The organism is Methylovorus sp. SPW-M1, assembly GCF_053848825.1.
On the sequence record NZ_CM132626.1, the window covers coordinates 1,116,871 to 1,140,866 of the forward strand.

A 23,996-nucleotide genomic window follows, 5' to 3' on the forward strand; every position below is an offset into this window, starting at 1 on the left:
TAAAATCTTTTAAGATGTTTTTGATTTCCACAAGAGTTTAATCATATTGTCGAGTGATTGATTGAATACTTTTATCAGAAGTAAAAAATATATTAATGCACCCGTAATGCTGATTAATGCAACAGTTAATATGGATGGATAACCTTTGCTGATCATTATTAAAGTAAGAGGGTAAGTGATAAGGCCCATCATGCTTGCTGAAAGGATGGGAGCTTTAATTGTGTTAATAAGTTCTTTGAGTGAACTTGAAAGCGTTTTTACAGTAAAGTGGCTACACACAATCGCATTTAAAAAATTCCCCACAAAGTAGAAGAACGCTAGTTCTACCAGGCCGTATTGGGCGCCGATCAAAAAGGACGTAACATTAATAACTGTGCCGAGTAAGCCCAGTTTAAACATAAGATTGGTTTTTCCATAAGCAGTGAAAACGGTGCCAGTAGTACTAACTGCAGACTGAATTAGGCCGACAGGTGCAAGCCACGCCAGAATAGCGACTACAGCTGTCCACTTTGGTCCAAATGCAACGGCAACAAAAGGCTCACGCAGTACCCATAGGCCCACCATCATTGGTGCTGTTAGCGTAACAATCATGTTTAATGATTTTAGATAAAGCGTTTTTGCTTCGTCTTTATTATTTTGTAATCTGCTTAAGGTGGGAAGAAGTACACGATTCACCACCCAAGTTAAGTTCTGTACTGGGAATAGCATCAATTTATATGCCATTGAGTATGTACCCAATGCTACTGAACCTAACATGCGACCAATTACCATGCTGTCGGCATTGCGGGAAAAATAATTTACAAAATTAAATGCGGTTAGGTTTCCTGTGAAATGGAGCAGAACTTTAAATTCATGGGTACTCCATAGCAGCCGCGGAGTCCAGCCTGAATGTGACCATAACCAAACACTGGAAATCAATGAAGTTACGATGGCTGGAATAACAAAGCTATATACTCCGGCACCATTAAGCGCTGCAATGATGGCAACACCCAGTCCGGCTGCCTGTGTCATCAAATCCATAATTGTCAGCACCTTAAATTTTGATGATCTTTCTAAAAGGGCTTGGTGAACAGTGGTTGAGCTGCTGATGGGGAAAATGATGGCCATTAATGTCAAAACCCCGACAAGTTGAGGCTCTTTAAAAAATATGGCAATCAGTGGGCTTGTCAGCCAAAGGACAAGCCCTAAAACAGTTCCCATGGCCATATTTAGCCAAAATACTGTCGACATGACCTCCGGAGTGAGTTCCTGCTTTTGAATGATCGCTGTGCCAGTTCCCATCTCGCGTAACATCCCTGCTAGAGTGGTAACTACAGAGGCCATTGCCATCACCCCATAATCGGATGGGGGTAACAATCTTGCCAGGATAGCCATACTTGCTAGCTGAAACAGTATTTTTGAGGCTTGGGATATCCCCACCCATCTAACGCTGCTTATTAATTGGCTCATTTTGATAAATATTCAATATTCTACTGGGTTTGGGTTCAAAAAATGATGGTAAGCTTCTACCCTTTAGATAATATATTATATGTATACAGGTAATGGTAATTTTATTAATACTGAAAACAAAAATACATATAATTTACAAAAATATTTTTCATGTGTTAGTTGATTAGTAGATATCAATAATGAAGATTACAGTTAATTAAAACAAGGTCTTGTAAATGTTAAATGCAGATTTTTTAGTATCGGTAATCATTCCAACATACAATCGATATGACTCTACTTGCAGGGCCGTTAAGAGTGTTTTAAATCAAACATATAAAAATATCGAGATTATAGTCGTTGATGATCGTTCCAAAGATGATAGTTATGAGCGATTGGGGCATTTTTTCAAGGATTATAATCAGCAGGTTATATTAATTCAAAATCCTGAGAATTCAGGGGCGGCAACTGGCCGTAATAACGGCGTGAAGTTAGCTAAAGGGGAATTTGTCGCTTTTCTCGATAGTGATGATGAATGGTTTCCAAAAAAATTGGAAGTCCAGCTTCAAAAGCATTTAGAGCGAGAGGTAAGCAATCAACCTATTATTTCTTATGCTACAGCAAAATTAGAATACCCTATTAATGGTCACAAACAAAATCCAGTTCGAAACTTAAAAAGTGGAGAGAAGCTGGAGGAGTATATTTTTCTTGACAATCAGGATGTGCAAACTAGTGGTTGGTTAATGCGAAAAGAGCTTTTCAATCGCATCAAATTTACTGATAAATTGCCAAGACATCAAGACTTGGATTTTGTATTCAGAGCTCAGGCGCAGGGGGTCAGTTTTTATCTTCCCGTGCTTGATCCTTTGTATGCACGAGGACATGGGGATAAGAATCAGCATGTGGGCATTATTAAGGATGATGGCTTTACCTTGAAATGGTTGAAGTCTGTTGAACTTCTTATTTTACCTAGGGCATATCATTATTTTATTATGGATAATATCTTCCCCTTGGTACTTAACCGTTCAGTAAAAGGTGCATTTATATTGCTTTTTGAAGCAGCGATTTCTGGACAATTCTTTTTAGGAAAGTTTAAATATTTGGTAATTAAGGTAATAAAAAATCTTTTTAATACCCGATAAATTAACCATTTTATGAACAAAGATATGCAAAATATTGAATACACGGCCCTTATCCGCACATATAACAGTGCGCCCCTTGTTTTTGATGTTATTGAAAAGTTAAAGAAGCAGACTGTGCCTCCTGCTTACATTATGGCAGTAGATAGTGGCACCTCGAATGAAGCATTGCATGAGCTAAGCTCAAAGGTCGATCAACTGGTCGATATTTCTGACAATGAGTTTAATTTTTCTAGGGCAATCAACTTAGGAATAGCACAATGCAAGACTAAATATGTGTTAATTATCAGTTCACATGTATTATTAAACTCACCTCATGTCATTGAAAATTTGCTTACTTCTCTTCAGCAGAATGAATGCGAGGTTGGTTGCATAAGTTGGGACCCTGTGGCAGACAATAAATGGGTGGTGCGTGTCGTTACGCCATCAAATTTCAACGGCGAAAATGCTCTTAATAATTCATGCAGTTTTATGCCGGTAGAGTATGCAAAAGAGCTTCCTTTTCGAGAAGAGGTCTTTTCAGCGGAAGATCAGGAGTGGTCTGTGCGTTATTTTAAACGCTACAGAAAGCCTATTGTCGCTGTTCATAGTTCACACGTGGCTTATCTCAATGCCAGATTTAACTATACAAAGAAATTGAATGAGGAAATTGCATTGGCATATTATGTCGATCCATCTAGAAGATCATTGAAAAATGTAGGTTTGTGGCTACTGAAAGTAATGTGGTCCATAGGTCGTCGTGATTTTCCTAAAGCATTATTTCGATTAAAAGTAGCTTTTCAATTAATTCTAATGAGATTAAGGCCTCCCCATAAATCCTCTCGCTATTTTTAATAGTTGGTTAAAAATCGTTAGTTTTATGGAAATAAAAAGGACATGTGTGTGGCAAAATTTGATGTGTTGATGCCAGTTAAAAATGGCGAAGCTTTTATTCGTGAGGCCATTGATAGCGTTATTAATCAAACTGAAAAAAATTGGCGTTTACTGGTTCTTGATCATGGTTCCACTGATGAGACTTTAAATATCGTCAATGCGTTGATTAAGGTAGATAAACGCATTGAGCTATATTCATTCCCTGATGCGGTGGGACTTTCAGGATTGCTGAATGAAGGTCTTAAGATTTGTAATGCTGCGTATGTCATGCGACTGGACTCGGACGATGTGGCACTTCCATCTCGTATGGAGCTCACGGAGCGAGCTTTTCTTGCCCATCCTGACATTACGGTGGTAGGCGGCCAGGCGCTCAAGATTGATGGGACGGGCAAGTCACTCGGTAAACATAAAGTGGCGGTAGGTGTTGAGGCAATATCAGCTGCTATCTTCTTCTATAACCCCGTTATTCATCCTACGGTTAGCATGCGTTTATCGCATATTCAACAAGAGCACATCCGGTATGGGGAGGACTTTCTCAAATGTTTACCCAACGAAGATCAAATCCATGTGCCTTCCCTAGCGGAAGACTACTTCTTGTTTGGTTTGCTCGCCATCAGCAAGCGCTGTTTAAATCTAGACGAGCCGTTAATTCTATACAGGTGGCACGGACAGAATGTCTCTATTAGCAAAGCTGTCGATCAGCGTAAGGTGGCCTTGCAGATATCACAATATCTTGCCAAAAATGCGGCCATTCGCTATCAGATCCCTTTGTTTGATCCTGTGCCTTATTCCAATCACGGATGCAAATTGGAAAGTGATGCAAAATGGGGAGATACAGCAGATCAGCTGTTTGATGCGCTGTCGGGTGTAATTGATAAGGGCTCAGTTGAACGTGAGCGTGCATTCCGTAAGGCGATATTTACTAACAATATCCTTACTTATGTACTGAAGTATGCATGTTTCAGATTGCGTTATCGAGAGGAACGTACAGATGAAACGGTCACTTTCAAACACCAGTTGAAGAAACGTTTAGTCTGGTGGAAAAAATAATGCTGTACAGCCTTTTTTATTTTTTGAATACATAAAAGTTGGCAATCGAGAAATTAAGGATCATGCCTGCACAACTGCCTATGGCTACAGCTATCCATGGATTCCCTTTTAGATAAGGGAGAAAGTGGAAAGCAAGAACAGATACCATGGCATTGATGATTGCACCGGGGAGTTGCGATAAAGCGAATTTCCCCAATTCTCCTAGGCTGGCTTTTTTGTGGGAGTATTGGAACGTGAAACTACGATTCAATAGCCATGAAAAACATATGGAAGCTGATACGCTTATGACTCTTGCCAGGAGGGGTGAAGATATAATGAATAACAGCAACCAGAAAGTCAGAGCATCAAATCCTAAAACGATCACACCAACAACACCAAATTTTATAAATTTTAAAGGAAATGTGTTGTTAGTCATGGGTTTGCCAACATTATTAATTCATTTTTAGATATTGAAAAATATGTACATTGAAGACATACGGAGATGGTCACATGTTTTATTCATTAGATAAATCTATCCGTATTCATGTAGGCTAATTGTTTAACCTCTTTTCTACCTTGAGTCACTGTGGCTAATATTAAGCCGCTCATTAAGCTCAATATCGAAAGTGCCATTACTAAACCAGATAGAATGGCGGTAGGGAAACGAACTACAAGTCCGGTATTTAAATAGTCGATGAATACGGGGTAGAACAGAACAACTGAGGCAACGAAAAAGAGAACGCTTAGTGAATAGAAAAATAGAGATGGGCGCTCAAGTTTGATTAGCTTGATGATCATCCACAAAATCTTGAAGCCATCTTTGTAGGTGCTGAGTTTGCTGGTTGAACCCTCGGGCCGGGCACCATAGTTTGTTTCGACATCCATACTGCGCATTTTTAGTTCCAGGGTATGGACTGTCAGTTCGGTTTCAATCTCAAAACCAGAGGCCGTTACAGGAAATGACTTGACGAATCTGCGCGAGAAAACCCGGTATCCGGTGAGCATGTCTTTGGTGGATTGCCCGAACAGTTTCGCTACCATGGTAGTCAGCATCCAGTTACCGAAGCGATGACCATTTCTGTAGGATTCATCGACCTCGGATATCCGCACACCGTTCAGGGTATCCAGGTCCTCATCAATTAATAAGCGGACCAGTTGCGGGGCGATAAATGCATCATAGGTATCGTCGCCATCCACCATGATATAGACATCCGCCTCGATGTCGGAAAACATGCGTCTGACGACATTGCCTTTGCCTTGAAGATGTTCTTTTTTGGTAATGGCACCAGCGGCTTGCGCTTTGGCAAGGGTGTCATCTTTTGAATTGTTGTCGTAAACGTAGATGTTGGCGGAGGGGAGTGCTTTTTTAAAGTCGGTGACGACTTTGGTGATGGTTAAACCTTCGTTGTAGCACGGCACCAGCACGGCTACTGATAAAGCTTCAAATGTCTTTTCCAAAATAATTCCGCTGTTACATTTAAAGTCATAGTGCAGAGTATCAAAGGGGGCCATCAATACCGCGTTGCACTATTGATGGCTGGCTGAGTTGGGAGGCTTAGTGGTGATGGCCGCCGGCGCCATGCACGTGACCGTGCTCGACTTCTTCCTTGCCTGCTTCGCGCACGCCGGTTACCGTACACTTGAATAGCACGCGCTCGCCTGCCCATGGGTGGTTGCCATCGACGATGACTTTGCCGTTTTCGATGTTGGTGATGGTGTAGAGGATCACTTCGCCGGTTTCGTCTTCACCTTCAAACTGCATGCCAACCTTGAGGTCTTTGCTGGGGAATGCCGAGGCGGGTTCCATTTGCACCAGCTCTTCGTCATAGTCGCCGAAGGCATCGGAGGGCTCGAGGGTAATTTCTACGGTATCGCCCACGGATTTGCCGTGCAGCTCTTCTTCAACACGCGGGAAGATGTTGTCATAACCGCCATGCAAATAGCTCACGGGGTCGGTGCTGGACTCCAGGATTTCGCCTTCGCTGTTGCGAAGTTCGTAGGTCATGGAGACAACAGTGTTCATGGTAATTTGCATAGCGGTTCTTTCAGTCCAAAGTTTTGATAATGTTCAGTATTTCCAGTGCATGGCCTTTGGCCGTGACACCATATTGCATGTGACGCAGTACACCTTTGGCATCAATAATGAAGGTAGAACGTACTATCCCCATTTTTTTGATGCCGTCTTTCTCTTTTTCTTGCCATACCTTGTATTTTTCGCAGACTTTACGTTCTTCATCGGCGAGTAGCGTGATGGCGAGTCCGTGTTTGTCGCGGAATGTGGCGTGGCTGAGACAGTCGTCTTTGCTGACACCGACAATCAAGGTGTTATAGCGGGCAAAATCCTCTTCGTGGTCGCTGAATTCGATGGCTTCCACGGTGCAGCCCGGCGTATCATCCTTGGGATAGAAGTAAAGGACGATGTTTTTGCCGCGAACATCGGAGAGCTTGAAAAGCTCCATGTCTGCGTCAAAGAGGGAAAAATCAGGAGCCGGTGCACCAAGCTGCAACATCTTGACCTTGCAGTAAATGAGTGTGATCAAATTCTAACCTATTTTTTATTGGCAAGTCGCTACACAGTAGGATGATTGGATGAAAAAAACAGATAAAACGCCCCAGACAGGCGAGCAGCCACTGGCCTTGCTGGGCGGCATTTCCGCAGAAACATTCCTGGCGGAGTATTGGCAAAAAAAACCGTTGCTGATTCGCGGCGCCATCCCCGACTTTGCGGGTTTGCTCAGCCCGGATGAACTGGCGGGTCTGGCTTGCGAGGAGGATGCCCAGGCGCGCCTGGTCAGCCAGGTGAAGGGGCAATGGCGTTTGCGTCAGGGCCCTTTTGCGGAAGAGGTGTTTGCCAAGCTGCCGCAAAAAAACTGGACGTTGCTGGTGCAGGGCGTCAATCATCATTTGCCATCGGCCATGGCGTTGCTGCAGCAATTTTCTTTTATTCCTCATGCCCGGCTGGATGATTTGATGGTGAGCTATGCGCCCAGTGGCGGAGGCGTTGGGCCGCATTTTGATTCATATGATGTTTTTTTGCTGCAGGGGCAGGGTAGTCGCCTCTGGCGCATCAGTGAGCAGCGGGATCTGGCCATTGTCGAAGGCGCACCACTGCGCATATTGCAGCGTTTTGATACTGCCCAGGAGTGGGTGCTGGAAGCCGGTGACATGCTGTATTTGCCACCTCATCTGGCGCATTGGGGTATTGCCGTTGGCGATTGCATGACCTATTCAATTGGCTTCCGCGCTCCCTCTGCACAGGAGCTGGGCAGTGAGTTTCTGGCGTATTTGCAGGAGCGTCGTGCGTTGGAGGGCATGTACGCAGACCCCGACCTCAGCCTGCAAGCCCATCCTGCAGAAATCAGCGTTGGCATGCTGAATCGGGTAGCCAATATGCTGGAGCCACTGCGCTGGCAACCGGAAGACATTGCGCATTTTCTGGGGTGTTATCTGTCGGAGCCCAAGCCACATGTGGTGTTTGATGTGCCGCCCACCATGCGTCCTGCTACATTCGCCAAAAAACTGCAAACACACGCACTGGCGCTTGATCTCAAAACGCAGATGCTGTTCTTTCGCGATGCTTTGTTTATCAATGGCGAAAAGGTGGATATGCATGAGCCAGCGCGCCCGCTCCTGAGTTCACTGGCAGATCGACGGCAGATTGAACCACAGGAGATCAAAGACGCTGAGCTGCTCTCGCTGTTACATGATTGGTACCAGGCGGGTTACGTCGGGTTTCTATAGCGCACTTCACAGGGGAGGATGCCATGAGTTCTTTACCAGAAAACACGGTATTAACCAGCAGGCGCGAGTATGAAGCAGCGCTGACGGCAGTGCTGGCGCATGCCCAGCACAAGCTGTTTATTTTTGACCCTGATCTGACCTTTGGCGGATTTGAAGCCGCCGACAATGTTTCACGTCTAAGAGACTTGCTGGTGAGACAGCCCGCTGCCAAGGTGACATTGGTGCTGCAGGATACCCGATACCTGCTGGATCGCTGTCCACGGCTTCTCGGTTTGATGCGGCAATATCAGCATGCGATGACAGTCTATGAGACGAACGACGAGGGTAAACGCGTGAGTGACAGTTTTGTATTGGCGGATGATCATGCTTACTTGCGGCGATTCCATGTGGACCAGGTGAGGTTCAAATTCAGCTTGAACGATACTGCTACGGCCAGATTGCTTGGCTTGCGGTTTGAGGAACTGTTGCAGCTCACTCATCATCAGATCAGTACCACACCCCTGGGGTTATGAAATATGACGCGAATATTGGCTAATTTTCGAGGCGCAGGCACGAACGTCATAACGTTGCTGCTGCTGATGGGGCTTTTCAGTGCCTCTCCTGCGTGGGCGGGAACCGAGTTCAAAATGATCACCTTGCAGCATCGCTTTGCGCAGGAGCTGGTACCTATCGTGGCGCCGATGGTGGGCGAGGATGGCAATGCCAGTGCCATTGACAACCACCTCGTCATCCGCGCATCCCCCGAGCGCATGCAGGCGATAGAAGAGATGGTGGCCAAACTCGACACGGCACGCCGCAACATGCGCATTACGGTCTCGCATGAAGACATGCAATCGGGTAATCAGCAGAATATTGGCGCGAGTGGCAATGTGCGGATAGGGCAAGGGCAGGTAATCGTGCAGCGACGCATGCCGGGAGACCTCCCACCGGAAAACAATCTGAATATTGATCTGGATCAGCGCGAGCACAGCAGGTCGCAGCAAGGCAGTGAGTTTGTTAATGTGGCAGAAGGTGAGCGGGCATTCATACAGGTGGGTCAGCGTGTGCCTTATACCCAGCAATGGCTAGTGCTAACCCAGTCATATGCGCAGCGTATTCGTAATACCCAGTTTCAGGATATTACGACCGGATTCGCGGTGAGGCCGCGTGCGCTGGGCGATCAAGTCGAAGTTGAAATCACGCCCCGAATTGCGCAAGCGGGGGCAGGTGGGGTGATTGATTTCGAGGAGCTTTCCACCATTGTGATGGTGAGGCCGGGTGAGTGGCTCGATATCGGCGGCACCATGCAATCTCGCGATGATGTCAGTCGTGCCATTCTGAATAGTCAGTCTGCAAGCGGCAGTGGCTATAGTCGTCTCATGATTCGGGTCGACTGACTGCGCTCGCGCGAAAGGTATTTTAAATTAAAGTTAAATTAAGCTGAGGATGATAAAAACAGTGGTTTTTTTTTTCGGAGGTGGTAGAATTTTTACCACTCGGCTTCTTTCACAGGTTTGCCGTACTGGTTTAACTTATAGACTATATTGTTAAGGGATACAAAAATGACTCGTTCCGCTCTGCTTGCCGCTTTGCTCGCTTTGGCTCTTACCGCTTGCGGTCAAAAAGAAGAAGCTCCCGCTGAGGCTCCTGCTGTTGAAGCACCAGCTGCTGAAGCTCCTGCCGCTGAAGCACCAGCTGCTGAAGCTCCTGCCGCTGAGGCACCAGCTGCTGAAGCTCCTGCCGCTGAAGCTCCTGCTGCACCAGCTGAAGAAGCTAAGTAAGTCTTTCTAGTATTTACTAGCAAAGTAAAAAGGCCAACTGCAAAGTTGGCCTTTTTGTTTGTCTGTACTCTTGCTAATGCATTGATAAATTTACGATAAACAAGCGCTAATTTTAGGCTGTTGCTTGCATTCATCACAGAATTAGCGTGGTAAAGATCACATCTCTAACCCGTCATGGGTAGATAGTTTTCCTGCTTAAAGCTAGCGAATATCCCGCCAGTCAAATCCCAGTTCCTGATCAGCAATGCTGATCCAATCGCGTTCACAATTGAGTGCCGAAGATAAACAGTCAATGACCAAATCCGGGTGATTGTTCTTGGCACTTAGATGAGCCGCAAGCAAATGTTGCAGATGGCTCAAATCCAGATTGGCAAGAATAGCGGCCGAGGTTGTATTGTCCAGATGGCCCAGCCGCCCACTCACACGTTTTTTCAGAGGCCAGGCGTAAGGCCCGTTCATGAGCATATCCAGATCATGATTGCACTCCAGCACCAGGCCATGACAGCCAGACAGCATGGCTTCGATATGCGGCGTGGAGGTGCCGGTGTCGGTTAATACGCCCAGCTTGGTATTGCCATCATCAAAGGTATATTGCACGGGTTCACGTGCGTCATGCGGGACGGGAAAGGGGTTAACACCCAGGTCTTGTATGGTGAATGGTACGTGACTGTCGATGACATGGAGTTCAAACCCGCGCTGTTTGGGCATGAGTCTCTCGACCATGGTAAATGTGCCATGCGTTAGCCATACCGGGATGCCGAATTTGTTGGCGAGTTTGAAAACGCCGCCAGCATGGTCATCATGCTCATGGGTGACCAAGATGCCATTCAAACTCTCGGGGGATATGCCTGCACGTTGCAGGCGATGAATGGCGTCGCGCAGGCCAAAGCCACAATCCAGCAGCAGGGTGGTATCGCGAGATTGAATCAGCAGTCCGTTGCCGGAGCTGCCGCTTCCTATGGAGCTGAAACGCATCATGATGCCATGGAGCTTAGCGCCCCATGGCCTGGAAGATCAAGTGCAAACTTATTTCAGTTGTTCGAACAGCAGGTTCATGATGCGTTTGGCGCTGGCAGACTTGCTCGGCACACCGTCTTTGTCGGTCACAGAGACTTTGGAGCCCGTGCCGTCATCTTCCACCTTCACGCGGTATTGACGTTCTGCTTCCTGCTTGGCTTTGTCCTTGTCGCTGCCCCAGAATTTCAGCTTGTCGGTAATGCCCTTGTCATCGGCGGGCTTGGCGGCAGCATCTTTCTTGGCTTCATCATCCTTGTCATCACCCCAGAATTTCAGGCTGTCGATCAAACCTTTTTTCTTTTGAGGCGTGTCATCAATGTCCACATCGGAATAGCGCACGTAGAAAATGCCACTGGAGCGGTCGCGGTCTTCTACCACAAAGCCTACGCGGTCCAGTGCCAGGCCGACACGGCGCCAGGCGCGGTCAAAGCTGTCATTGACGGCAAGCGAGACGGTGCCATCGCTATTCTGGTTAAGCTTGGCTCTGACTTCGGTATTGGATGTCGTGATAATGGTGCGCGATTTCTTTTCTTCCACGCCCAGTTTCACCATCAGGCGACGCAGCAATTCAGCGTCGATATCTTCTGCATCGGCGCGTGCTTCTTCTTTCTTGCTGCGCTTGTAGCCCATCTCAACCACGCCGGCGCTGGTGACGACGCGTTCTTTGTTATCGTCCGGAGCATCGCTGACTGAGCGGTGGCTCATATAAATTTCAGTGGTGCCAGTTTCGGTACCGTTATCCAGACGGGTACGGAATTTCTGGCGGTTTTGCAGGGTATTCAGCTTGTCGAGCCAGCCCTGGAATTTATCCAGGTAATTGCCCTTGTCATCCTTGGTCAGGGTGCTGGGGTCTACCCATTCGGTTTCCATCACGCCGGTTTGTGGATTCTCCACACGGACGGAAAAGCCGAGGTCTGCCCAGAATTCACGAACAACCGGCCAGATTTTCTCCGGAGGCGCCTGAACAACCAGCCAACGCTGGGCACCCGCGCGCTCCAGACGCACATTGTCGGGGTTGGCTAATACTTTGACCTGTTCCTCACCTTGCTCAGATTGCCCCTGGGTGTAGTTGGAATAGGTGGTGGAGCCAGGAACGGCATAGGTGTCGTTTGACGAAATCGAGGTCAGATCCGGCGGCACTTCAAGCGGGCGTGAACGGCCAGCTGCCTTGTAATCGGATGAAGTGTCGATAAAAGGGATGGAGTCGCAGGCGCTGACAGTCAGCGCAAGTAAGGTCGCGAGTACAAGCGGTTTCAAAGTGAATCGATTCATGCGGTTTCTCGTCAACTTTCGAGTCAGTGAGTTAGATAGAGGCGTTGCCCATGGCGGCACGCAGCGTCTCGTGATGCTGCGCGGAAAGAGGGACCAGTGGCAGGCGGATGCCTGGGCCTATCAGTCCCATTTCGCCCAATACCCATTTGACCGGGATGGGGTTGGCTTCGACAAACAGTTTTTGGTGGAGTGCAAACAACTTGGCATTAATGCTGCGTGTGGTAGCCACATCACCCGCGAGGGCGGCCTTGCACATTTGCTGCATCAGGCGCGGTGCCACATTGGCCGTCACCGAGATGACACCATGCGCGCCCATCAGCATCAAGGCAGCGCCAGTGGCGTCGTCGCCGCTGTAAATGGCAAAGCCGGCAGGGGCGCGCAAAATCAGGTCGGTACCGCGTTCCAGGCTGCCAGTGGCATCCTTGATGCCTACAATATTCGGCAGTGCTGCCAGCCGCAAGGCGGTTTCATTGCTGATATCGCAGCCGGTGCGGCCAGGTACGTTGTACAGGATTTGCGGAATATCGACAGCCTCGGCCACGGCCTTGTAATGCTGATACAAGCCTTCCTGGGTGGGCTTGTTGTAATAGGGAGCCACCAGCAGGCAGGCGTCAGCGCCCAATTCCTTGGCCTTGCTTGTCAGGTAAATGGCCTCGCTGGTCGAGTTGGCACCCGTACCAGCGATCACGGGGATACGGCCTGCCACTTGCTCAATGGCAGTTTTGATCAGCAGGCAATGTTCATCAAAATCCACGGTAGGCGATTCGCCGGTGGTACCGACAATCACGATACCGTCGGTGCCTTCCTGCACATGAAAGTCGATTAGGGAACGTAATGCCTGAATATCAAGACCACCATCCTCATGCATGGGGGTGGCGATGGCAACAAGACTGCCTTGCAGCATGATCAACCTGACAATATGAATTAAATCAAAACATTTTAACTTAAAGTAGCCTCTGTAGAACACGCTTTTTGCATCTGCTTACATCATATTTGAGCATATGGCGGCTCTGGTTTGGCATAAGGCTGGCGTGAGCAGGCCCGATATTAGCCATGGTCTGTTACCGCTTAATTAAAGGGCTCAAGCCTGTATAATCCGTTTCATATCATGTCTGTATCCAAGCCTACTTCCCCCCCGATCTTGCAGCGCCTGCGTCGACTAGTCGTGGGCAAGCCCATTCCATCCAGTGCCAATACACTGCCTGCGCAGGGTGAAACCAGTTCGCTGGTGGCAAGCATCGATGCCATTTTGCCCCAGACACAATGCACGCAATGTGGCTATCAGGGTTGCAAGCCCTATGCTGAAGCGATTGCGCGGGGCGAGGCCAATATCAATCAATGTCCGCCAGGCGGCGATGAGGGGATACGCGCACTCGCCAGTTTATTGCAGCGACCTTACATTCCGCTGAATCCCCAGCATGGCGTACAAAAACCCAAACACGTTGCCTTCATCGATGAGCAAACCTGTATCGGCTGCACGCTGTGCATACAGGCGTGCCCGGTGGATGCGATTCTGGGCGCATCCAAACAGATGCATACCGTGATCGCAGACGAGTGCACCGGCTGCGAGCTTTGCATTGCGCCTTGTCCGGTGGATTGCATCACTATGCAGCCGCCACCCGTCACGCAAAGCCCACGCTGGCGTTATCCTGAATTTACCCTGCATGCGCCTGCCGGGCCGCTGGATGTGCAGGCGGCCAATATCGCGCGCGAACGCCATGCATTCCGTGTGCAGCGGCAAGCGCGTGAACAGGAGGAGCGGGCACGCAAGCTGGCGCAGCGCCGCGCTGCCAGTGCCGCGAATAGCACCACGCAAGATCCGGCCGCTGAACAGGCAGCATTGGCGAAAAAAGCCGCCATTGCTGCGGCCATGGCCCGGGTGCAGGCACAAAAAGCCGCCTCGGCACCCCGCAACACCGAGGTGCTTAGCCCTACCGTGGCGGCCGAGATTGCGGCCATTGAGGCAAGACGTGCGCAGATGAAAAAGACCGATGACAGTGCAGATTGAATTTTTAAAACTGCGTCAGCAAACACCATGAGCGCAACCCCATGAATGCAGAAAAAAGACACGAGATATTCAGGCGCTTGAGTGAGGCCATACCAGAGCCTAAAACCGAGCTGACGCATACATCCACATTTGAATTGCTGATTGCGGTGATTCTGTCGGCCCAGGCCACCGACAAGGGTGTCAACATTGCCACGGCAAAGCTGTTTCCGGTGGCCAATACACCACAGGCGATTGTCGATCTTGGGCTGGAAGGGTTGGAAAGCTATATCAAGACCATAGGCCTCTACCGCAGCAAAGCCAAAAATGTGCTCGCCACCTGCCGCATGCTGGTCGAGCAATACAACAGCGAAGTGCCGCGCACGCGTGAGGCGCTGGAAAGTCTGCCCGGCGTGGGGCGCAAGACGGCCAATGTGATCCTCAATACGGCATTTGGTGAGGCCACCATTGCCGTTGATACGCATATTTTCCGGCTAGGCAATCGCATAGGGCTGGCCCCCGGCAAAACCCCTCTGGATGTGGAAAAGAAGTTAATGAAGACCGTCCCCAGGGAATACATGCAGGATGCTCATCACTTGCTGATCCTGCACGGGCGCTATGTGTGTGTGGCACGCAAGCCAAAATGTGCAGCCTGCGTGATCTACGATCAATGTGAATACAAGGAAAAAACCGCTTGAATGAAGTCGCGACGGGTCTGGCAGTCGGCAATACGGCACGCCCCGAACTTGCTGCCGAAGCCGTGCAGCAGGCCATGCAAAAACTCGGGGATCGCGTTCCGAATAGCGTCTTGCTGTTTTTGACGGAAGAATTCGCCGCCGATCCGCAGCCTGCCATCCGGGCTGCCGCGGCGGCGTCCAGTTGCCTGCAGGTCATGGGCTGTTCGGCCCCCGGCATTTTTACCGAGCAGGATTGGGTGCTGGATACGCCCGCGGCGGCGGCCATGGTATTTAGTGGTGATGTGACCATGCTGCCCAAACCGGAGGGCCCGGAACTGCGGATGGCACTCACCGCTCCCAACGCGCTCAATACGGTCTGGTTGCAATCACCCGCCTTGCGCTTTGGCGGGGTCTCCGGCGATGCCACGGGCCAAGGCCCTTTCTCCGTATGGCAGCACGCCAAGGGTACGCCGGTCGGGCATTGCGAAGCTGCGTTTCGCGGCGTCAATGCTGCGGTACTGGTGTCGCATGGGTTGCGTATATTGACCTCCATCCAGACCATTGATGCCGCCAGCGATTACGATCTCCTGCAGTTAAATGCGCAAGCCGCATTGCCGATGTTTCACCTGTCCTTTCCGGATACGGCGCCTTCATCTCACTTGCTGATGGCCATGGTGGCGGATAGTGAAGCCCGGTTGTTGGCGGGCGATTTTCAGCTGGCGGGTATCGTCTCGGAAAATGCGGCGCAGCAATCGCTGACGCTGACAAAGCCCTTGCGCGCAGGCCAAGTGGTGTGCTGGGGCGTGCGTGCCGCCGATGCCGCCGAAGCCGAGCTGCAAGGCCTTATCTCCAATCAGCTTGCCGCCTGGGCGCGCCAACCTGCGTTTGGATTGTTTTTCAGCTGCCTCGGGCGCGGGCCTTATCTGTATAACGGCATGGATAGGGATCTGGATGCATTGCGGCTGCGTTGCCCTGGCATGCCCTTGATTGGTTTTTATGGCAATGGCGAAATTGCCCCGCATGGACAGGGCAGTGAACTGCTCGAATATTCGGCCGTACTCGGCCTGTTTGCCAAGGATTAGTCATGGCCTTATTCAATCCCTCCCGCGATGAAGTCCGGCGTTTCTTTTTTGATAGCTGGGCCAAATATCGCCAGCAGGCAGCATTGACGCCGTTGGAGGCGTTGGCGCTGCAGGTGATGCAGTTGCATCCGGAATACCATGCGGTGCTCGATGCGCCCGAGCGTTATCTGGAGCAGGCGTATTTTCCCGAAATGGGAGAAACCAATCCCTTTTTGCACATGAGTTTGCATTTATCGGTGCTGGAGCAGCTCTCCATCGACCAGCCGCCCGGCATACGCCTGGCCTATGAGACGCTCAGGCAACGTCACGGCAATGAAATGGATGCGCAGCATGATCTGATGGACTGTCTGGCAGAAACCATCTGGCGGGCGCAACGCGATCAGCAGCCGCCGGACGGCATGGCCTACATCGCCTGTTTCCAGGCCAAGGCCAGGGCAGACTGACTAAGTATTGTCCAAGCCAAGGCTTACTTGATGCGAGGTATCAATGCAGGCTTGCGATGGCCGGATTTGCCAGCCACTGCTGGCATGGTGCAAACCCTGCATTTCGTGATTGAATAGCGCATGAAAAAAACAGACCCCCATGCCTGGCTTGCCGAACACGGTGATTATCTTTACCGCTTCGCACTGGCGCGCTTGCGCGATACCCATCAGGCGGAAGATGTGGTGCAGGAAACCTTGCTGGCCGCCATGCAAAGCGCCAGCTATGCCGGGCAATCTGCCCCCCGCACCTGGCTGGTGGGCATACTCAAGCACAAGATTATTGACCTGATTCGCAAGCAAATGCGCGAGCAACCGGTGGAAGGGTTGGGAGAGGATTTGCCCGATGAGCCAGGCATGGATGAGTTTTTTGACGAGGACAACCGTCACTGGAACGACAAACCCCAGAGTTTTGGCATGCCGGAAAACAGCTTGGAGCAAAAGCAGTTCTTGACGATTTTGCAGGACTGCATGGATCGTTTGCCCAAAAAACTGGCCGCACTTTTCATGCTGCGCGAAGTGCAGGAAGAAGAAAACGAAATAATTTGTAAGGAACTGGATATTAGCTCGACCAATGCTTGGGTGATGTTGTATCGCGCCCGAATGGGATTACGCAAATGTCTTGAACTGCACTGGTTGGGGCGCTAGAAAATGAGCGCTTGTTACCTGAATAGAGAAAAGGGAGGAACGGTATGCTGAGTTGCAAACAAGCCAGCAGGCTGTTGTCCCAGTCGCTGGACAGGCGTCTGACGTGGCGTGAACGGACTGCGCTGCGTCTGCATTTGACCATATGCGATGTGTGCAGGCGGTTTGGGCGGCAGCTGATGTTGCTGCGTGAAGCTGCCAAACGCATGGTCAGGCTGACCGAGCAGAATGAGACCCTGCAGTTATCCCAGGAGGCGAAGGCGCGTATTGCCAGTGCCCTTGATCTTGAGCGTCAGTGATTTAACGCTGGATTGATGCGCAGGACATGGGGCTGATGCTATTCACTAGTTGAGCTATCCACTTAAATTTTAGGAGAAATAAAAATGAACACTTCCAAGAAAACCCTGAGCCTGATGGTCGGTACTGCATTCGTTGCTTCCATGGCGGCCGCCAATGTCCAAGCTGCTGAAAATCCGTTTGCAATGAAGACCCTGTCCTCCGGCTACATGGTGGCTGAGGCCGACAAGATGAAAGACGGCAAGTGTGGCACGGGCAAGTGCAGTGCTGAAATGAAAGCCAAGATGGCCAAGGAAGGCTCATGCAGCGCCGATAAAAAAGCCGAGGGTTCCTGCAGCGCTGACAAGAAAGCCAAAGAAGGTTCTTGCAGCGGTGACATGAAGTCCAAGGAAGGTTCCTGCCACGCCGACAAGAAGTAATATGGAACAGGCGCAATCGCATCATCCCATCAAGGGGGCGGGTCTGGGCCTCAAGCGTGAGCTGTTGCCGCAGATTCAGGCAGCTTACGGCACCAGCCTGACCGCTCACCTTGATTTTGTTGAGATTGCGCCTGAAAACTGGATAGGCGCCGGTGGCAAATATGCCAAGCAATTGGCCTGGTTCACCGAGCGCTATCCCATCGTTTGTCATGGACTGTGCCTGTCGCTGGGCGGGCCGGATCCACTGAATGAAGATTTTCTGCATCAGGTAAAACAGTTTCTCGATCAGCACCATATTCCCCTCTATACCGAGCATTTAAGTTACTGCACCGATGGTGGCTATTTGTATGATCTGCTGCCCATCCCCTTTACCGAAGAGGCCGTGCACCATGTGGCTGCGCGTATCCGCCGCACGCAGGATATTCTGGAGCGGCGCATTGCGGTAGAAAATGCCTCGTTTTATGTGGCTTCGCCCATCGCCGAGATGGATGAGGCCAGCTTTATCCGCGCCGTATTGCAGGAGGCGGATTGCGATTTGCACCTCGATCTCAACAATATCTACGTCAACAGTGTCAATTTTGGTTTTGATCCACATGCGTTTCTGCGTGAAATGCCGGGCGAACGTATCGTCTATGCGCATATCGCCGGGCATGATCACGAGGCTGAAGACCTGATTATCGATACCCATGGACAGGATGTGATTGATCCTGTCTGGCAGTTGCTGCGTGAGGCTTATGCGATGTTTGGTGTTTTCCCCACCTTGCTGGAGCGCGATACCAATATTCCGCCGCTAGCGGATGCCATGCGCGAGGTGAATAAAATTGCTGAGCTGCAAATGGCGCAGCAAGCTATTGCCAGACAGCAGCCAGCGGATCCCATCAGCCGCAAGCGGGCGTCGGCATGAGTGATACTGAATCCTCATTGCCGCTATTTCAGCAATATCAGCTGGCATTCACCGCGCATATTCGCCATCCGCGTCAGCATGCGCGCCCGGCAGGGGTGCAGGCCAAGCGCATGCGTGTCTATAACGAAATCGTATTCAATAATCTGCAGTCTGCCGTTGGCGCCTGTTATCCGGTTTTGCAGCGAGTGTTGGGCAAGCGTGCCTGGCAGGCGCTGCTGCGCCGGTTTTTTGCCGAGCATCAGGCGAGCAGCCCTTTTTTTCGTGATATTCCTCAGGCCTTTCTGGAATTTCTACCGCAGGTGGAAACATTGCCGCCTTACGCAGTCAGTCTCGCCCATTATGAATGGATGGAACTGGCGATTGCTTCGGCGCCAGCAGAAGCGCCAGAGCTGGCTGTAGAGGGCGATCTTATGCTGGGCGTGCCCGTTCTGGCCCCGGCGTTGGCGGTGCTGGCCTATGATTATCCAGTGCAGCAGATTTCAGTCCGTTACAAGCCGCGTCAGGCCTTGCCTGAGCCTGTGCATCTGCTGGTGTTTCGCAACCAGCTGGATGAGGTGAAATTTGTCGAGATGAATGCCATGACGGCGCGCTTGCTGGCGCTATTGCAACCGGGTGAGCTAACGGGCAGAGCCGCCTTGCAACAGTTGGGCCTGGAGATGGGGCATGCGGATCCTGATTCCCTGATGCACTTTGGCGGGGCACTGCTGGAAGAGTTGCGCCAGCAGGATATCGTCTGGGGCATTGCGGTTAGCGATGAGGCTGGTATCAGGTCCGACGCATCCTGACCTGATATAAGGGAAGGCGGATCAGCCTGGCAGATCTGTCACGCTGTGGATGGTCCAGTGCTGGTTGCCCGCCCGAGTGATGGAGCATCCCAGGCTTGCACTGGGGTGTTCGCGATCAAGCACATGTTTGGTATGGTCGGGCGTCTGCTTGTCCAGATACCAGCGGTCTACCCAGACCACTTTGCCGGATTGCGGTTGCGTATTGGTCAGCGTGATCAGTTTTCCATCATTTATCGCACAGTCTGCATCCTCCACTTCGATCAATTGCACGGCAGCAGTCGAGCTGCTGTCTGCCTGCGAATGCTGTGGGGCGAGGAAAGCCGCGATCAGCGCGGCAGATAGCCAGGTGTGTTTCATGAGCAAACTTTCGTCTGAATCTAATGTGTTGCCTTGGTGCGGCGTGCCGGTTTTTTCAAACTCGTCACCTCGTGATGTCCATGATGGCGATCCAGCAGGCTGTAGTAATTGGATGGCGTCAGCACGGTAGGAATCGCATCCGGCAGCATGTCAGGGTAATCCTTGCTGTAGTGCAGACCCCGGCTCTCATGCCGTTCCATGGCGCTATTCACGATCAGCTCCGCCACCTGCAGCAGGTTGCGCAGCTCAATGAGATTATTGCTGATGCGGAAATTGCTATAAAACTCATGCACTTCATCGCGCAGCAAGTGTATGCGGTGCAGGGCGCGCGTCAGGCGCTTATTGGTGCGCACGATACCCACGTAATTCCACATGGTGCGGCGTAGCTCGCTCCAGTTGTGGGTGATGATGATTTCTTCATCGGCATCGGTCACGCGGCTTTCATCCCAGTAGGGCAGCTTGACCGGGCGGTTATTGGGTTTGGCCAGAATATCCTGCGCAGCGGCCTGACCGAACACCAGGCATTCCAGCAGCGAATTGCTGGCCAGGCGGTTGGCGCCATGCAGGCCGGTGCAGGCGGTCTCGCCGATGGCGTACAGCCGCGGAATATCGGTGCGGCCGATGTGGTCGGTCATGACGCCGCCACAGCTATAGTGAGCGGCCGGCACTACCGGGATAGGCTCGCGCGTAATGTCGATGCCCAGCTCCATGCAGCGGCGATAAATGGTGGGGAAATGCGAAAGCACAAAATCGGCTGGCTGGTGCGAGATATCCAGATACACGCAATCAATACCCCGCTTTTTCATTTCAAAGTCAATCGCGCGTGCGACGACATCGCGTGGCGCCAGCTCGCCACGCGAGTCATGTTCCAGCATAAAGCGAGTGCCATCGGGCAACAGCAGGCGACCACCTTCGCCGCGTACGGCTTCCGTGATCAAAAATGACTTGGCCTGTGGATGGTACAAACAGGTGGGGTGGAACTGGATGAACTCCATGTTGGCCACGCGGCAGCCCGCGCGCCAGGCCATGGCAATGCCATCGCCGGTGGCGACATCCGGATTGGTGGTGTAGAGGTAAACCTTGCCCGCGCCGCCCGTGGCCAGCACGGTATTCTGGGCGGCAATGGTGAGTACCTTGCCGCTCTGGTTATCCAGCACATAGGCGCCCAGGCATTCCGCACCTTCAATTTTGACCTTGCGTGCCGTGATCAGGTCCACGGCAATATGGTCTTCCAGCAGGGTGATGTTGGGGTGATTGCGCACTTTTTCGGCCAGCGTTTTTTGCACGGCATGCCCGGTCGCATCGGCGGCGTGAATGATGCGACGATGACTATGACCGCCTTCACGCGTCAGGTGAAAGCCGCTATCGTCGTCTTCACGGGTAAACGGCACGCCCTCGTCAATCAGCCATTGCACGGTTTCACGGCCATGCTCGGCCACCAGGCGGGTGACCTCGGCATCACAGAGTCCGGCGCCGGCAATCAGGGTGTCCTGAATGTGAGCCTCAATGGAATCGTCGTCGGTGAGCACCGCAGCAATGCCGCCTTGTGCCCAGTTGCTGGAGCTATCATTGATGCTGCGCTTGCTGACCAGACATACTTTTTTGTCTGCTGCCACTTTCAAGGCCAGGGTGAGACCCGCCAGCCCGCTACCAATGATCAATACATCAAATTGCTGCATATATATCCGTCAGGTGAAACTTTAATCAGTGTAGCGCTGTCTTCAACACTAAGCTAGTCGACACCAAGCTGGGAGAAACACAATGATTAATGCAAAAAATATGGGAGAATTTTCGCGCCTCGGTTTCGTAGACACTACGATGCAAGGGTATACTCCGAAAATTAACAATATGCAGACAGGGAGCGCTGGCCCCATGGTGGGCAACCGGGAGATAGATCAGGAATTGGTTGAGCGTGCTCAGCGCGGCGACAAGCGCGCCTTTGGCATGCTGGTGGACAAATACCAGCGCAAGCTGGGACGTTTATTGTCCAGACTGATTCGTGACCAGGCCGAGGTTGAGGACGTGGTACAAGAGTCCTTCATCAAGGCCTATCGTGCCTTGCCTAACTTCCGGGGTGAAAGTGCTTTCTACACTTGGTTGTATCGTATTGGCATCAACACCGCCAAGAATTATCTGGTGGCCATGGGCCGTCGTCCACAGGTATCCAACGACATCGAAATCGAAGATGCAGAAAACTTCGAGGACGGTAACGAGTTGCGTACCATGGACACGCCTGAAACAGAGTTAATGACCAAGGAAATCGCCCGTACCGTCAACGATACCGTTGCGGCACTTCCTGATGAATTACGGACGGCGATTACCCTGCGCGAAATCGAAGGTTTGAGCTACGAGGAAATCGCGACCCTGATGAACTGCCCGATTGGTACGGTGCGTTCACGTATTTTCAGGGCTCGTGAAACCATTGCGCAGAAACTGCGCCCGCTGCTGGATACGCCTCAGGACAAGCGCTGGTAAGTAACAGGAGAAAGTAATGAAAGATCAAGTTTCTGCTCTCGTTGACGAAGAGCTGTCTCTGGAAGACTCCGAGTATCTATACACGGCCATTCGGTCCAGCGAAACCCTGTCCGATTCCTGGACCACATACCACCTGATTGGGGATTGCATGCGTGGCAGTCCCATTTTCAAGGCGGATTTGACCGACCGCATCATGCAGCAACTGGAACAGGAGCCGGTGGTACTGGCTCCCAAGGCCAAAAAAGCGGTCTACAAGACGCCTACACTCTGGTCGGTCGCTGCTTCGGTCGCTGCCGTCATGTTTGTCGGCTGGATGGTATTGCAACAACAGGTGCAAACACACGGCGAAGCTGCACCTGCCGAAATCGCACAGAATGTCGCCTCCGAGTATCTGCTGGCCCATCAGTCCATGGCCCCAAGCAACTCCGCTTACTACATTCAGCCTGCGTCCTATTCTGAAAGCGAGAAGTAATGAAGCGTGGGGTGCTGGGTTTTTTGCTTGTCAGCCATGTTGCGCTTGCAACAGCGGCGGGAGAAGCCACTGGTGACCCCTGGATGGTCTTGCAAAAGGCTGCTCAGGCTGCCCGCGAGCTGAGTTATCAAGGCGTATTTGTTTATCAGTCTGGCACAGGTTCACGCTCGGTACAGATCACCCACATGAATTACGGGCAGGGCGAGTATGCCCGCATTGTGGTGCTGGATGGCACCCCGCGTGAGGTATTGAGCCAGGGCCGCGATGTAGTGATTTTCAGCCCACGCAATGAGAAAGTCGTCATCGAAAAGCGCCGGGGGCAGAATATGTTCCCCGCGGTTTTGCCGTCCAACCTGGATGCGATCAAATCCAGTTATGACGTCAAGTTTGGCGGCACGGAGCGTATAGGCGGGCGGGATGGCCAAATGGTGATTCTCTCCCCCAAAGATAAATTCCGTTATACCTACAAGTTCTGGGCAGACCGTGAATATGGCCTGCTGCTCAAGTCCATGTCAGCGAACGAACGCAACGAGCCCATGGAGCAATTTGCGTTCAACCAGCTGACCTTGATGAACAGCCAGAAAATGGACTGGTTTCAACCCAATGTCAGTCCGGAAAAGCAATACGTGATGGAAGAGCCCGGTGCAGGTCGCTCTGCACCGGTGGATGCCATTACCTGGAGTGTTGACCAGCTGCCTTCCGGCTATCGCAAAGTGGATGAAATCACACGCCTGGTCCCAGGCAAGCCAGCACCCGTTACCCAGATCGTCTATTCCGATGGTCTTGCCTCGGTGTCGCTGTTTATCGAGCCTTTGCTCAAAGGCATGGCACCCAAAGTCGGGCATAGCGCTTTTGGCGCCACCCATTTCTATGCCAATGTCCTTGAGGGACACCAGGTTGTGGTGGTGGGGGAAGTGCCCGAAGCTACCGTAACCCAGATCGCCAACACCATTCATTTCAAGAAATAACTCCGTATGGATTTTCCTTGCAGCATGCAGTGCCAGCGTGGCAACGCGTGTTGCTGCCACGCTGCTTATCCATGCGTGATCGATGCATCTTTATCTAGTGTTATTAGGGGAACAGGCATGACGGCGCGATGTCTTCAACCATACGCAGCTCATGCTTGGGGTATGACTGTCATTTAACCGATGTACGAATGAGGTG

At 51.2% G+C, this 23,996-nt stretch carries 28 protein-coding genes and 1 pseudogene; 19 read left to right on the forward strand and 10 right to left on the reverse strand.

Annotated elements, in window-relative coordinates:
• Positions 1-9 precede the first annotated feature (9 nt).
• The gene (locus ACWWD9_RS05210) at positions 10-1,449 is read right to left on the reverse strand and encodes an MOP flippase family protein (protein WP_455867938.1); all 1,440 of its coding nucleotides are present in this window, start codon (positions 1,447-1,449) and stop codon (positions 10-12) included.
• A 215-nt stretch (positions 1,450-1,664) separates the two neighbouring features.
• Here ACWWD9_RS05210 and ACWWD9_RS05215 point away from each other — a divergent pair, with 215 nt between their 5' ends.
• From ACWWD9_RS05215 to ACWWD9_RS05225, 3 genes are read left to right on the forward strand one after another with little or no spacing between them, the layout of a single operon-like run.
• Positions 1,665-2,567 (forward strand): glycosyltransferase family 2 protein, encoded by a 903-nt coding sequence (locus ACWWD9_RS05215; RefSeq protein WP_455867939.1) that lies wholly within the window; start codon positions 1,665-1,667, stop codon positions 2,565-2,567.
• Between the two features lie 24 nt (positions 2,568-2,591).
• Entirely contained in the window at positions 2,592-3,398 is an 807-nt protein-coding gene (locus ACWWD9_RS05220; RefSeq protein ID WP_455867940.1) for a glycosyltransferase family 2 protein, read from the forward strand.
• 48 nt (positions 3,399-3,446) lie between these two features.
• Positions 3,447-4,487, forward strand: a complete 1,041-nt coding sequence (locus ACWWD9_RS05225; RefSeq protein WP_455867941.1) for a glycosyltransferase — start codon at positions 3,447-3,449, stop codon at positions 4,485-4,487.
• Between the two features lie 16 nt (positions 4,488-4,503).
• On the opposite strand, the gene ACWWD9_RS05230 is transcribed toward ACWWD9_RS05225, so the two are convergent.
• The 4 genes from ACWWD9_RS05230 to ACWWD9_RS05245 all read right to left on the reverse strand — a co-directional run bounded on the left by ACWWD9_RS05230 (position 4,504) and on the right by ACWWD9_RS05245 (position 6,976).
• A complete protein-coding gene (locus ACWWD9_RS05230) occupies positions 4,504-4,902 on the reverse strand; it encodes a GtrA family protein (RefSeq protein ID WP_455867942.1) in 399 nt (132 codons plus the stop codon).
• Positions 4,903-4,988: 86 nt separating this feature from the next.
• Positions 4,989-5,978, reverse strand: a complete 990-nt coding sequence (locus tag ACWWD9_RS05235) for a glycosyltransferase family 2 protein (protein WP_455867943.1) — start codon at positions 5,976-5,978, stop codon at positions 4,989-4,991.
• A 43-nt stretch (positions 5,979-6,021) separates the two neighbouring features.
• Entirely contained in the window at positions 6,022-6,501 is a 480-nt protein-coding gene (locus tag ACWWD9_RS05240) for an FKBP-type peptidyl-prolyl cis-trans isomerase (protein ID WP_013442585.1), read from the reverse strand.
• Between the two features lie 10 nt (positions 6,502-6,511).
• Positions 6,512-6,976, reverse strand: coding sequence for a peroxiredoxin (locus ACWWD9_RS05245; protein WP_455867944.1), 465 nt, complete (start codon positions 6,974-6,976; stop codon positions 6,512-6,514).
• 79 nt (positions 6,977-7,055) lie between these two features.
• Between ACWWD9_RS05245 and ACWWD9_RS05250 the strand changes: the two genes are divergently transcribed.
• From ACWWD9_RS05250 to ACWWD9_RS05265, 4 genes are all read left to right on the forward strand, one after another.
• Positions 7,056-8,207 carry a ribosomal protein uL16 3-hydroxylase gene (locus ACWWD9_RS05250; RefSeq protein WP_455867945.1) on the forward strand — a complete coding sequence of 384 codons (1,152 nt, stop codon included), beginning with the start codon at positions 7,056-7,058 and terminating at the stop codon, positions 8,205-8,207.
• 23 nt (positions 8,208-8,230) lie between these two features.
• Positions 8,231-8,719, forward strand: a complete 489-nt coding sequence (locus ACWWD9_RS05255; protein WP_455867946.1) for a DUF7931 domain-containing protein — start codon at positions 8,231-8,233, stop codon at positions 8,717-8,719.
• 114 nt (positions 8,720-8,833) lie between these two features.
• Positions 8,834-9,583 carry a secretin N-terminal domain-containing protein gene (locus ACWWD9_RS05260; protein ID WP_455867947.1) on the forward strand — a complete coding sequence of 250 codons (750 nt, stop codon included), beginning with the start codon at positions 8,834-8,836 and terminating at the stop codon, positions 9,581-9,583.
• A 165-nt stretch (positions 9,584-9,748) separates the two neighbouring features.
• Complete coding sequence (locus ACWWD9_RS05265) at positions 9,749-9,967, forward strand: hypothetical protein (RefSeq protein ID WP_041370090.1); 219 nt, start codon at positions 9,749-9,751, stop codon at positions 9,965-9,967.
• Positions 9,968-10,168: 201 nt separating this feature from the next.
• On the opposite strand, the gene ACWWD9_RS05270 is transcribed toward ACWWD9_RS05265, so the two are convergent.
• Genes ACWWD9_RS05270 through dapA form a run of 3 tightly spaced genes read right to left on the reverse strand, consistent with a single transcriptional unit; the run spans position 10,169 to position 13,160 of the window.
• Entirely contained in the window at positions 10,169-10,942 is a 774-nt protein-coding gene (locus ACWWD9_RS05270) for an MBL fold metallo-hydrolase (RefSeq protein ID WP_455868139.1), read from the reverse strand.
• 51 nt (positions 10,943-10,993) lie between these two features.
• Positions 10,994-12,256, reverse strand: a complete 1,263-nt coding sequence (bamC, locus tag ACWWD9_RS05275; protein ID WP_455867948.1) for an outer membrane protein assembly factor BamC — start codon at positions 12,254-12,256, stop codon at positions 10,994-10,996.
• Between the two features lie 31 nt (positions 12,257-12,287).
• A complete protein-coding gene (gene dapA / locus ACWWD9_RS05280) occupies positions 12,288-13,160 on the reverse strand; it encodes a 4-hydroxy-tetrahydrodipicolinate synthase (RefSeq protein WP_015830430.1) in 873 nt (290 codons plus the stop codon).
• A 204-nt stretch (positions 13,161-13,364) separates the two neighbouring features.
• Between dapA and rsxB the strand changes: the two genes are divergently transcribed.
• The 9 genes and pseudogenes from rsxB to ACWWD9_RS05325 all read left to right on the forward strand — a co-directional run bounded on the left by rsxB (position 13,365) and on the right by ACWWD9_RS05325 (position 19,528).
• Positions 13,365-14,264: an electron transport complex subunit RsxB gene (gene rsxB, locus ACWWD9_RS05285; RefSeq protein ID WP_455867949.1), complete on the forward strand. Its 900-nt coding sequence runs from the start codon at positions 13,365-13,367 to the stop codon at positions 14,262-14,264.
• Positions 14,265-14,305: 41 nt separating this feature from the next.
• Complete coding sequence (gene nth / locus ACWWD9_RS05290) at positions 14,306-14,938, forward strand: endonuclease III (RefSeq protein ID WP_159355384.1); 633 nt, start codon at positions 14,306-14,308, stop codon at positions 14,936-14,938.
• Positions 14,935-15,999, forward strand: coding sequence for an FIST C-terminal domain-containing protein (locus ACWWD9_RS05295; RefSeq protein ID WP_455867950.1), 1,065 nt, complete (start codon positions 14,935-14,937; stop codon positions 15,997-15,999). The genes nth and ACWWD9_RS05295 overlap by 4 nt, the downstream gene beginning before the upstream one ends.
• A 2-nt stretch (positions 16,000-16,001) precedes the next feature.
• Positions 16,002-16,442, forward strand: coding sequence for a DUF1841 family protein (locus ACWWD9_RS05300; protein ID WP_015830426.1), 441 nt, complete (start codon positions 16,002-16,004; stop codon positions 16,440-16,442).
• A 120-nt stretch (positions 16,443-16,562) separates the two neighbouring features.
• Positions 16,563-17,126: a sigma-70 family RNA polymerase sigma factor gene (locus ACWWD9_RS05305; protein WP_013442572.1), complete on the forward strand. Its 564-nt coding sequence runs from the start codon at positions 16,563-16,565 to the stop codon at positions 17,124-17,126.
• 44 nt (positions 17,127-17,170) lie between these two features.
• Positions 17,171-17,254: pseudogene (locus ACWWD9_RS05310) on the forward strand (zf-HC2 domain-containing protein); the annotation flags it as partial.
• A 252-nt stretch (positions 17,255-17,506) separates the two neighbouring features.
• A complete protein-coding gene (locus tag ACWWD9_RS05315; RefSeq protein ID WP_455867951.1) occupies positions 17,507-17,839 on the forward strand; it encodes a hypothetical protein in 333 nt (110 codons plus the stop codon).
• Between the two features lies 1 nt (position 17,840).
• Positions 17,841-18,743 (forward strand): HvfB family MNIO-type RiPP peptide maturase, encoded by a 903-nt coding sequence (locus ACWWD9_RS05320; protein ID WP_455867952.1) that lies wholly within the window; start codon positions 17,841-17,843, stop codon positions 18,741-18,743.
• Complete coding sequence (locus ACWWD9_RS05325) at positions 18,740-19,528, forward strand: HvfC family RiPP maturation protein (protein WP_455867953.1); 789 nt, start codon at positions 18,740-18,742, stop codon at positions 19,526-19,528. The genes ACWWD9_RS05320 and ACWWD9_RS05325 overlap by 4 nt, the downstream gene beginning before the upstream one ends.
• A gap of 21 nt (positions 19,529-19,549) precedes the next feature.
• Here the strand turns inward: ACWWD9_RS05325 and ACWWD9_RS05330 are convergent, their stop codons facing one another.
• On the reverse strand, positions 19,550-19,885 hold the full coding sequence (locus ACWWD9_RS05330; protein ID WP_455867954.1) for a hypothetical protein: 336 nt from the start codon (positions 19,883-19,885) through the stop codon (positions 19,550-19,552).
• A 20-nt stretch (positions 19,886-19,905) separates the two neighbouring features.
• Positions 19,906-21,564, reverse strand: a complete 1,659-nt coding sequence (gene nadB / locus ACWWD9_RS05335) for an L-aspartate oxidase (RefSeq protein WP_455867955.1) — start codon at positions 21,562-21,564, stop codon at positions 19,906-19,908.
• A 169-nt stretch (positions 21,565-21,733) separates the two neighbouring features.
• Here nadB and rpoE point away from each other — a divergent pair, with 169 nt between their 5' ends.
• Genes rpoE through ACWWD9_RS05350 form a run of 3 tightly spaced genes read left to right on the forward strand, consistent with a single transcriptional unit; the run spans position 21,734 to position 23,800 of the window.
• A complete protein-coding gene (gene rpoE, locus ACWWD9_RS05340; RefSeq protein WP_369750483.1) occupies positions 21,734-22,360 on the forward strand; it encodes an RNA polymerase sigma factor RpoE in 627 nt (208 codons plus the stop codon).
• Positions 22,361-22,376: 16 nt separating this feature from the next.
• Positions 22,377-22,832, forward strand: coding sequence for a sigma-E factor negative regulatory protein (locus tag ACWWD9_RS05345; RefSeq protein WP_015830420.1), 456 nt, complete (start codon positions 22,377-22,379; stop codon positions 22,830-22,832).
• Entirely contained in the window at positions 22,832-23,800 is a 969-nt protein-coding gene (locus ACWWD9_RS05350; RefSeq protein WP_455867956.1) for a MucB/RseB C-terminal domain-containing protein, read from the forward strand. Before ACWWD9_RS05345 ends, ACWWD9_RS05350 begins: the two co-directional genes overlap by 1 nt.
• Positions 23,801-23,996 lie beyond the last annotated feature (196 nt).

Coding starts and splice junctions, on each gene's coding strand:
- ACWWD9_RS05350 (WP_455867956.1), top strand. CDS start 22,832: ATGAAGCGTGGGGTGCTGGGTTTTTTGCTTGTCAGCCATGTTGCGCTT.
- ACWWD9_RS05235 (WP_455867943.1), bottom strand. CDS start 5,978: ATGGCCCCCTTTGATACTCTGCACTATGACTTTAAATGTAACAGCGGA.
- ACWWD9_RS05315 (WP_455867951.1), top strand. CDS start 17,507: ATGAACACTTCCAAGAAAACCCTGAGCCTGATGGTCGGTACTGCATTC.
- ACWWD9_RS05210 (WP_455867938.1), bottom strand. CDS start 1,449: ATGAGCCAATTAATAAGCAGCGTTAGATGGGTGGGGATATCCCAAGCC.
- rsxB (WP_455867949.1), top strand. CDS start 13,365: ATGTCTGTATCCAAGCCTACTTCCCCCCCGATCTTGCAGCGCCTGCGT.
- ACWWD9_RS05325 (WP_455867953.1), top strand. CDS start 18,740: ATGAGTGATACTGAATCCTCATTGCCGCTATTTCAGCAATATCAGCTG.
- ACWWD9_RS05230 (WP_455867942.1), bottom strand. CDS start 4,902: ATGACTAACAACACATTTCCTTTAAAATTTATAAAATTTGGTGTTGTT.
- ACWWD9_RS05255 (WP_455867946.1), top strand. CDS start 8,231: ATGAGTTCTTTACCAGAAAACACGGTATTAACCAGCAGGCGCGAGTAT.
- ACWWD9_RS05220 (WP_455867940.1), top strand. CDS start 2,592: ATGCAAAATATTGAATACACGGCCCTTATCCGCACATATAACAGTGCG.
- nadB (WP_455867955.1), bottom strand. CDS start 21,564: ATGCAGCAATTTGATGTATTGATCATTGGTAGCGGGCTGGCGGGTCTC.
- ACWWD9_RS05305 (WP_013442572.1), top strand. CDS start 16,563: ATGAAAAAAACAGACCCCCATGCCTGGCTTGCCGAACACGGTGATTAT.
- ACWWD9_RS05215 (WP_455867939.1), top strand. CDS start 1,665: ATGTTAAATGCAGATTTTTTAGTATCGGTAATCATTCCAACATACAAT.
- dapA (WP_015830430.1), bottom strand. CDS start 13,160: ATGCTGCAAGGCAGTCTTGTTGCCATCGCCACCCCCATGCATGAGGAT.
- ACWWD9_RS05345 (WP_015830420.1), top strand. CDS start 22,377: ATGAAAGATCAAGTTTCTGCTCTCGTTGACGAAGAGCTGTCTCTGGAA.
- nth (WP_159355384.1), top strand. CDS start 14,306: ATGAATGCAGAAAAAAGACACGAGATATTCAGGCGCTTGAGTGAGGCC.
- ACWWD9_RS05300 (WP_015830426.1), top strand. CDS start 16,002: ATGGCCTTATTCAATCCCTCCCGCGATGAAGTCCGGCGTTTCTTTTTT.
- ACWWD9_RS05245 (WP_455867944.1), bottom strand. CDS start 6,976: ATGTTGCAGCTTGGTGCACCGGCTCCTGATTTTTCCCTCTTTGACGCA.
- ACWWD9_RS05265 (WP_041370090.1), top strand. CDS start 9,749: ATGACTCGTTCCGCTCTGCTTGCCGCTTTGCTCGCTTTGGCTCTTACC.
- ACWWD9_RS05320 (WP_455867952.1), top strand. CDS start 17,841: ATGGAACAGGCGCAATCGCATCATCCCATCAAGGGGGCGGGTCTGGGC.
- rpoE (WP_369750483.1), top strand. CDS start 21,734: ATGCAGACAGGGAGCGCTGGCCCCATGGTGGGCAACCGGGAGATAGAT.
- ACWWD9_RS05270 (WP_455868139.1), bottom strand. CDS start 10,942: ATGCGTTTCAGCTCCATAGGAAGCGGCAGCTCCGGCAACGGACTGCTG.
- ACWWD9_RS05330 (WP_455867954.1), bottom strand. CDS start 19,885: ATGAAACACACCTGGCTATCTGCCGCGCTGATCGCGGCTTTCCTCGCC.
- ACWWD9_RS05260 (WP_455867947.1), top strand. CDS start 8,834: ATGATCACCTTGCAGCATCGCTTTGCGCAGGAGCTGGTACCTATCGTG.
- ACWWD9_RS05250 (WP_455867945.1), top strand. CDS start 7,056: ATGAAAAAAACAGATAAAACGCCCCAGACAGGCGAGCAGCCACTGGCC.
- bamC (WP_455867948.1), bottom strand. CDS start 12,256: ATGAATCGATTCACTTTGAAACCGCTTGTACTCGCGACCTTACTTGCG.
- ACWWD9_RS05240 (WP_013442585.1), bottom strand. CDS start 6,501: ATGCAAATTACCATGAACACTGTTGTCTCCATGACCTACGAACTTCGC.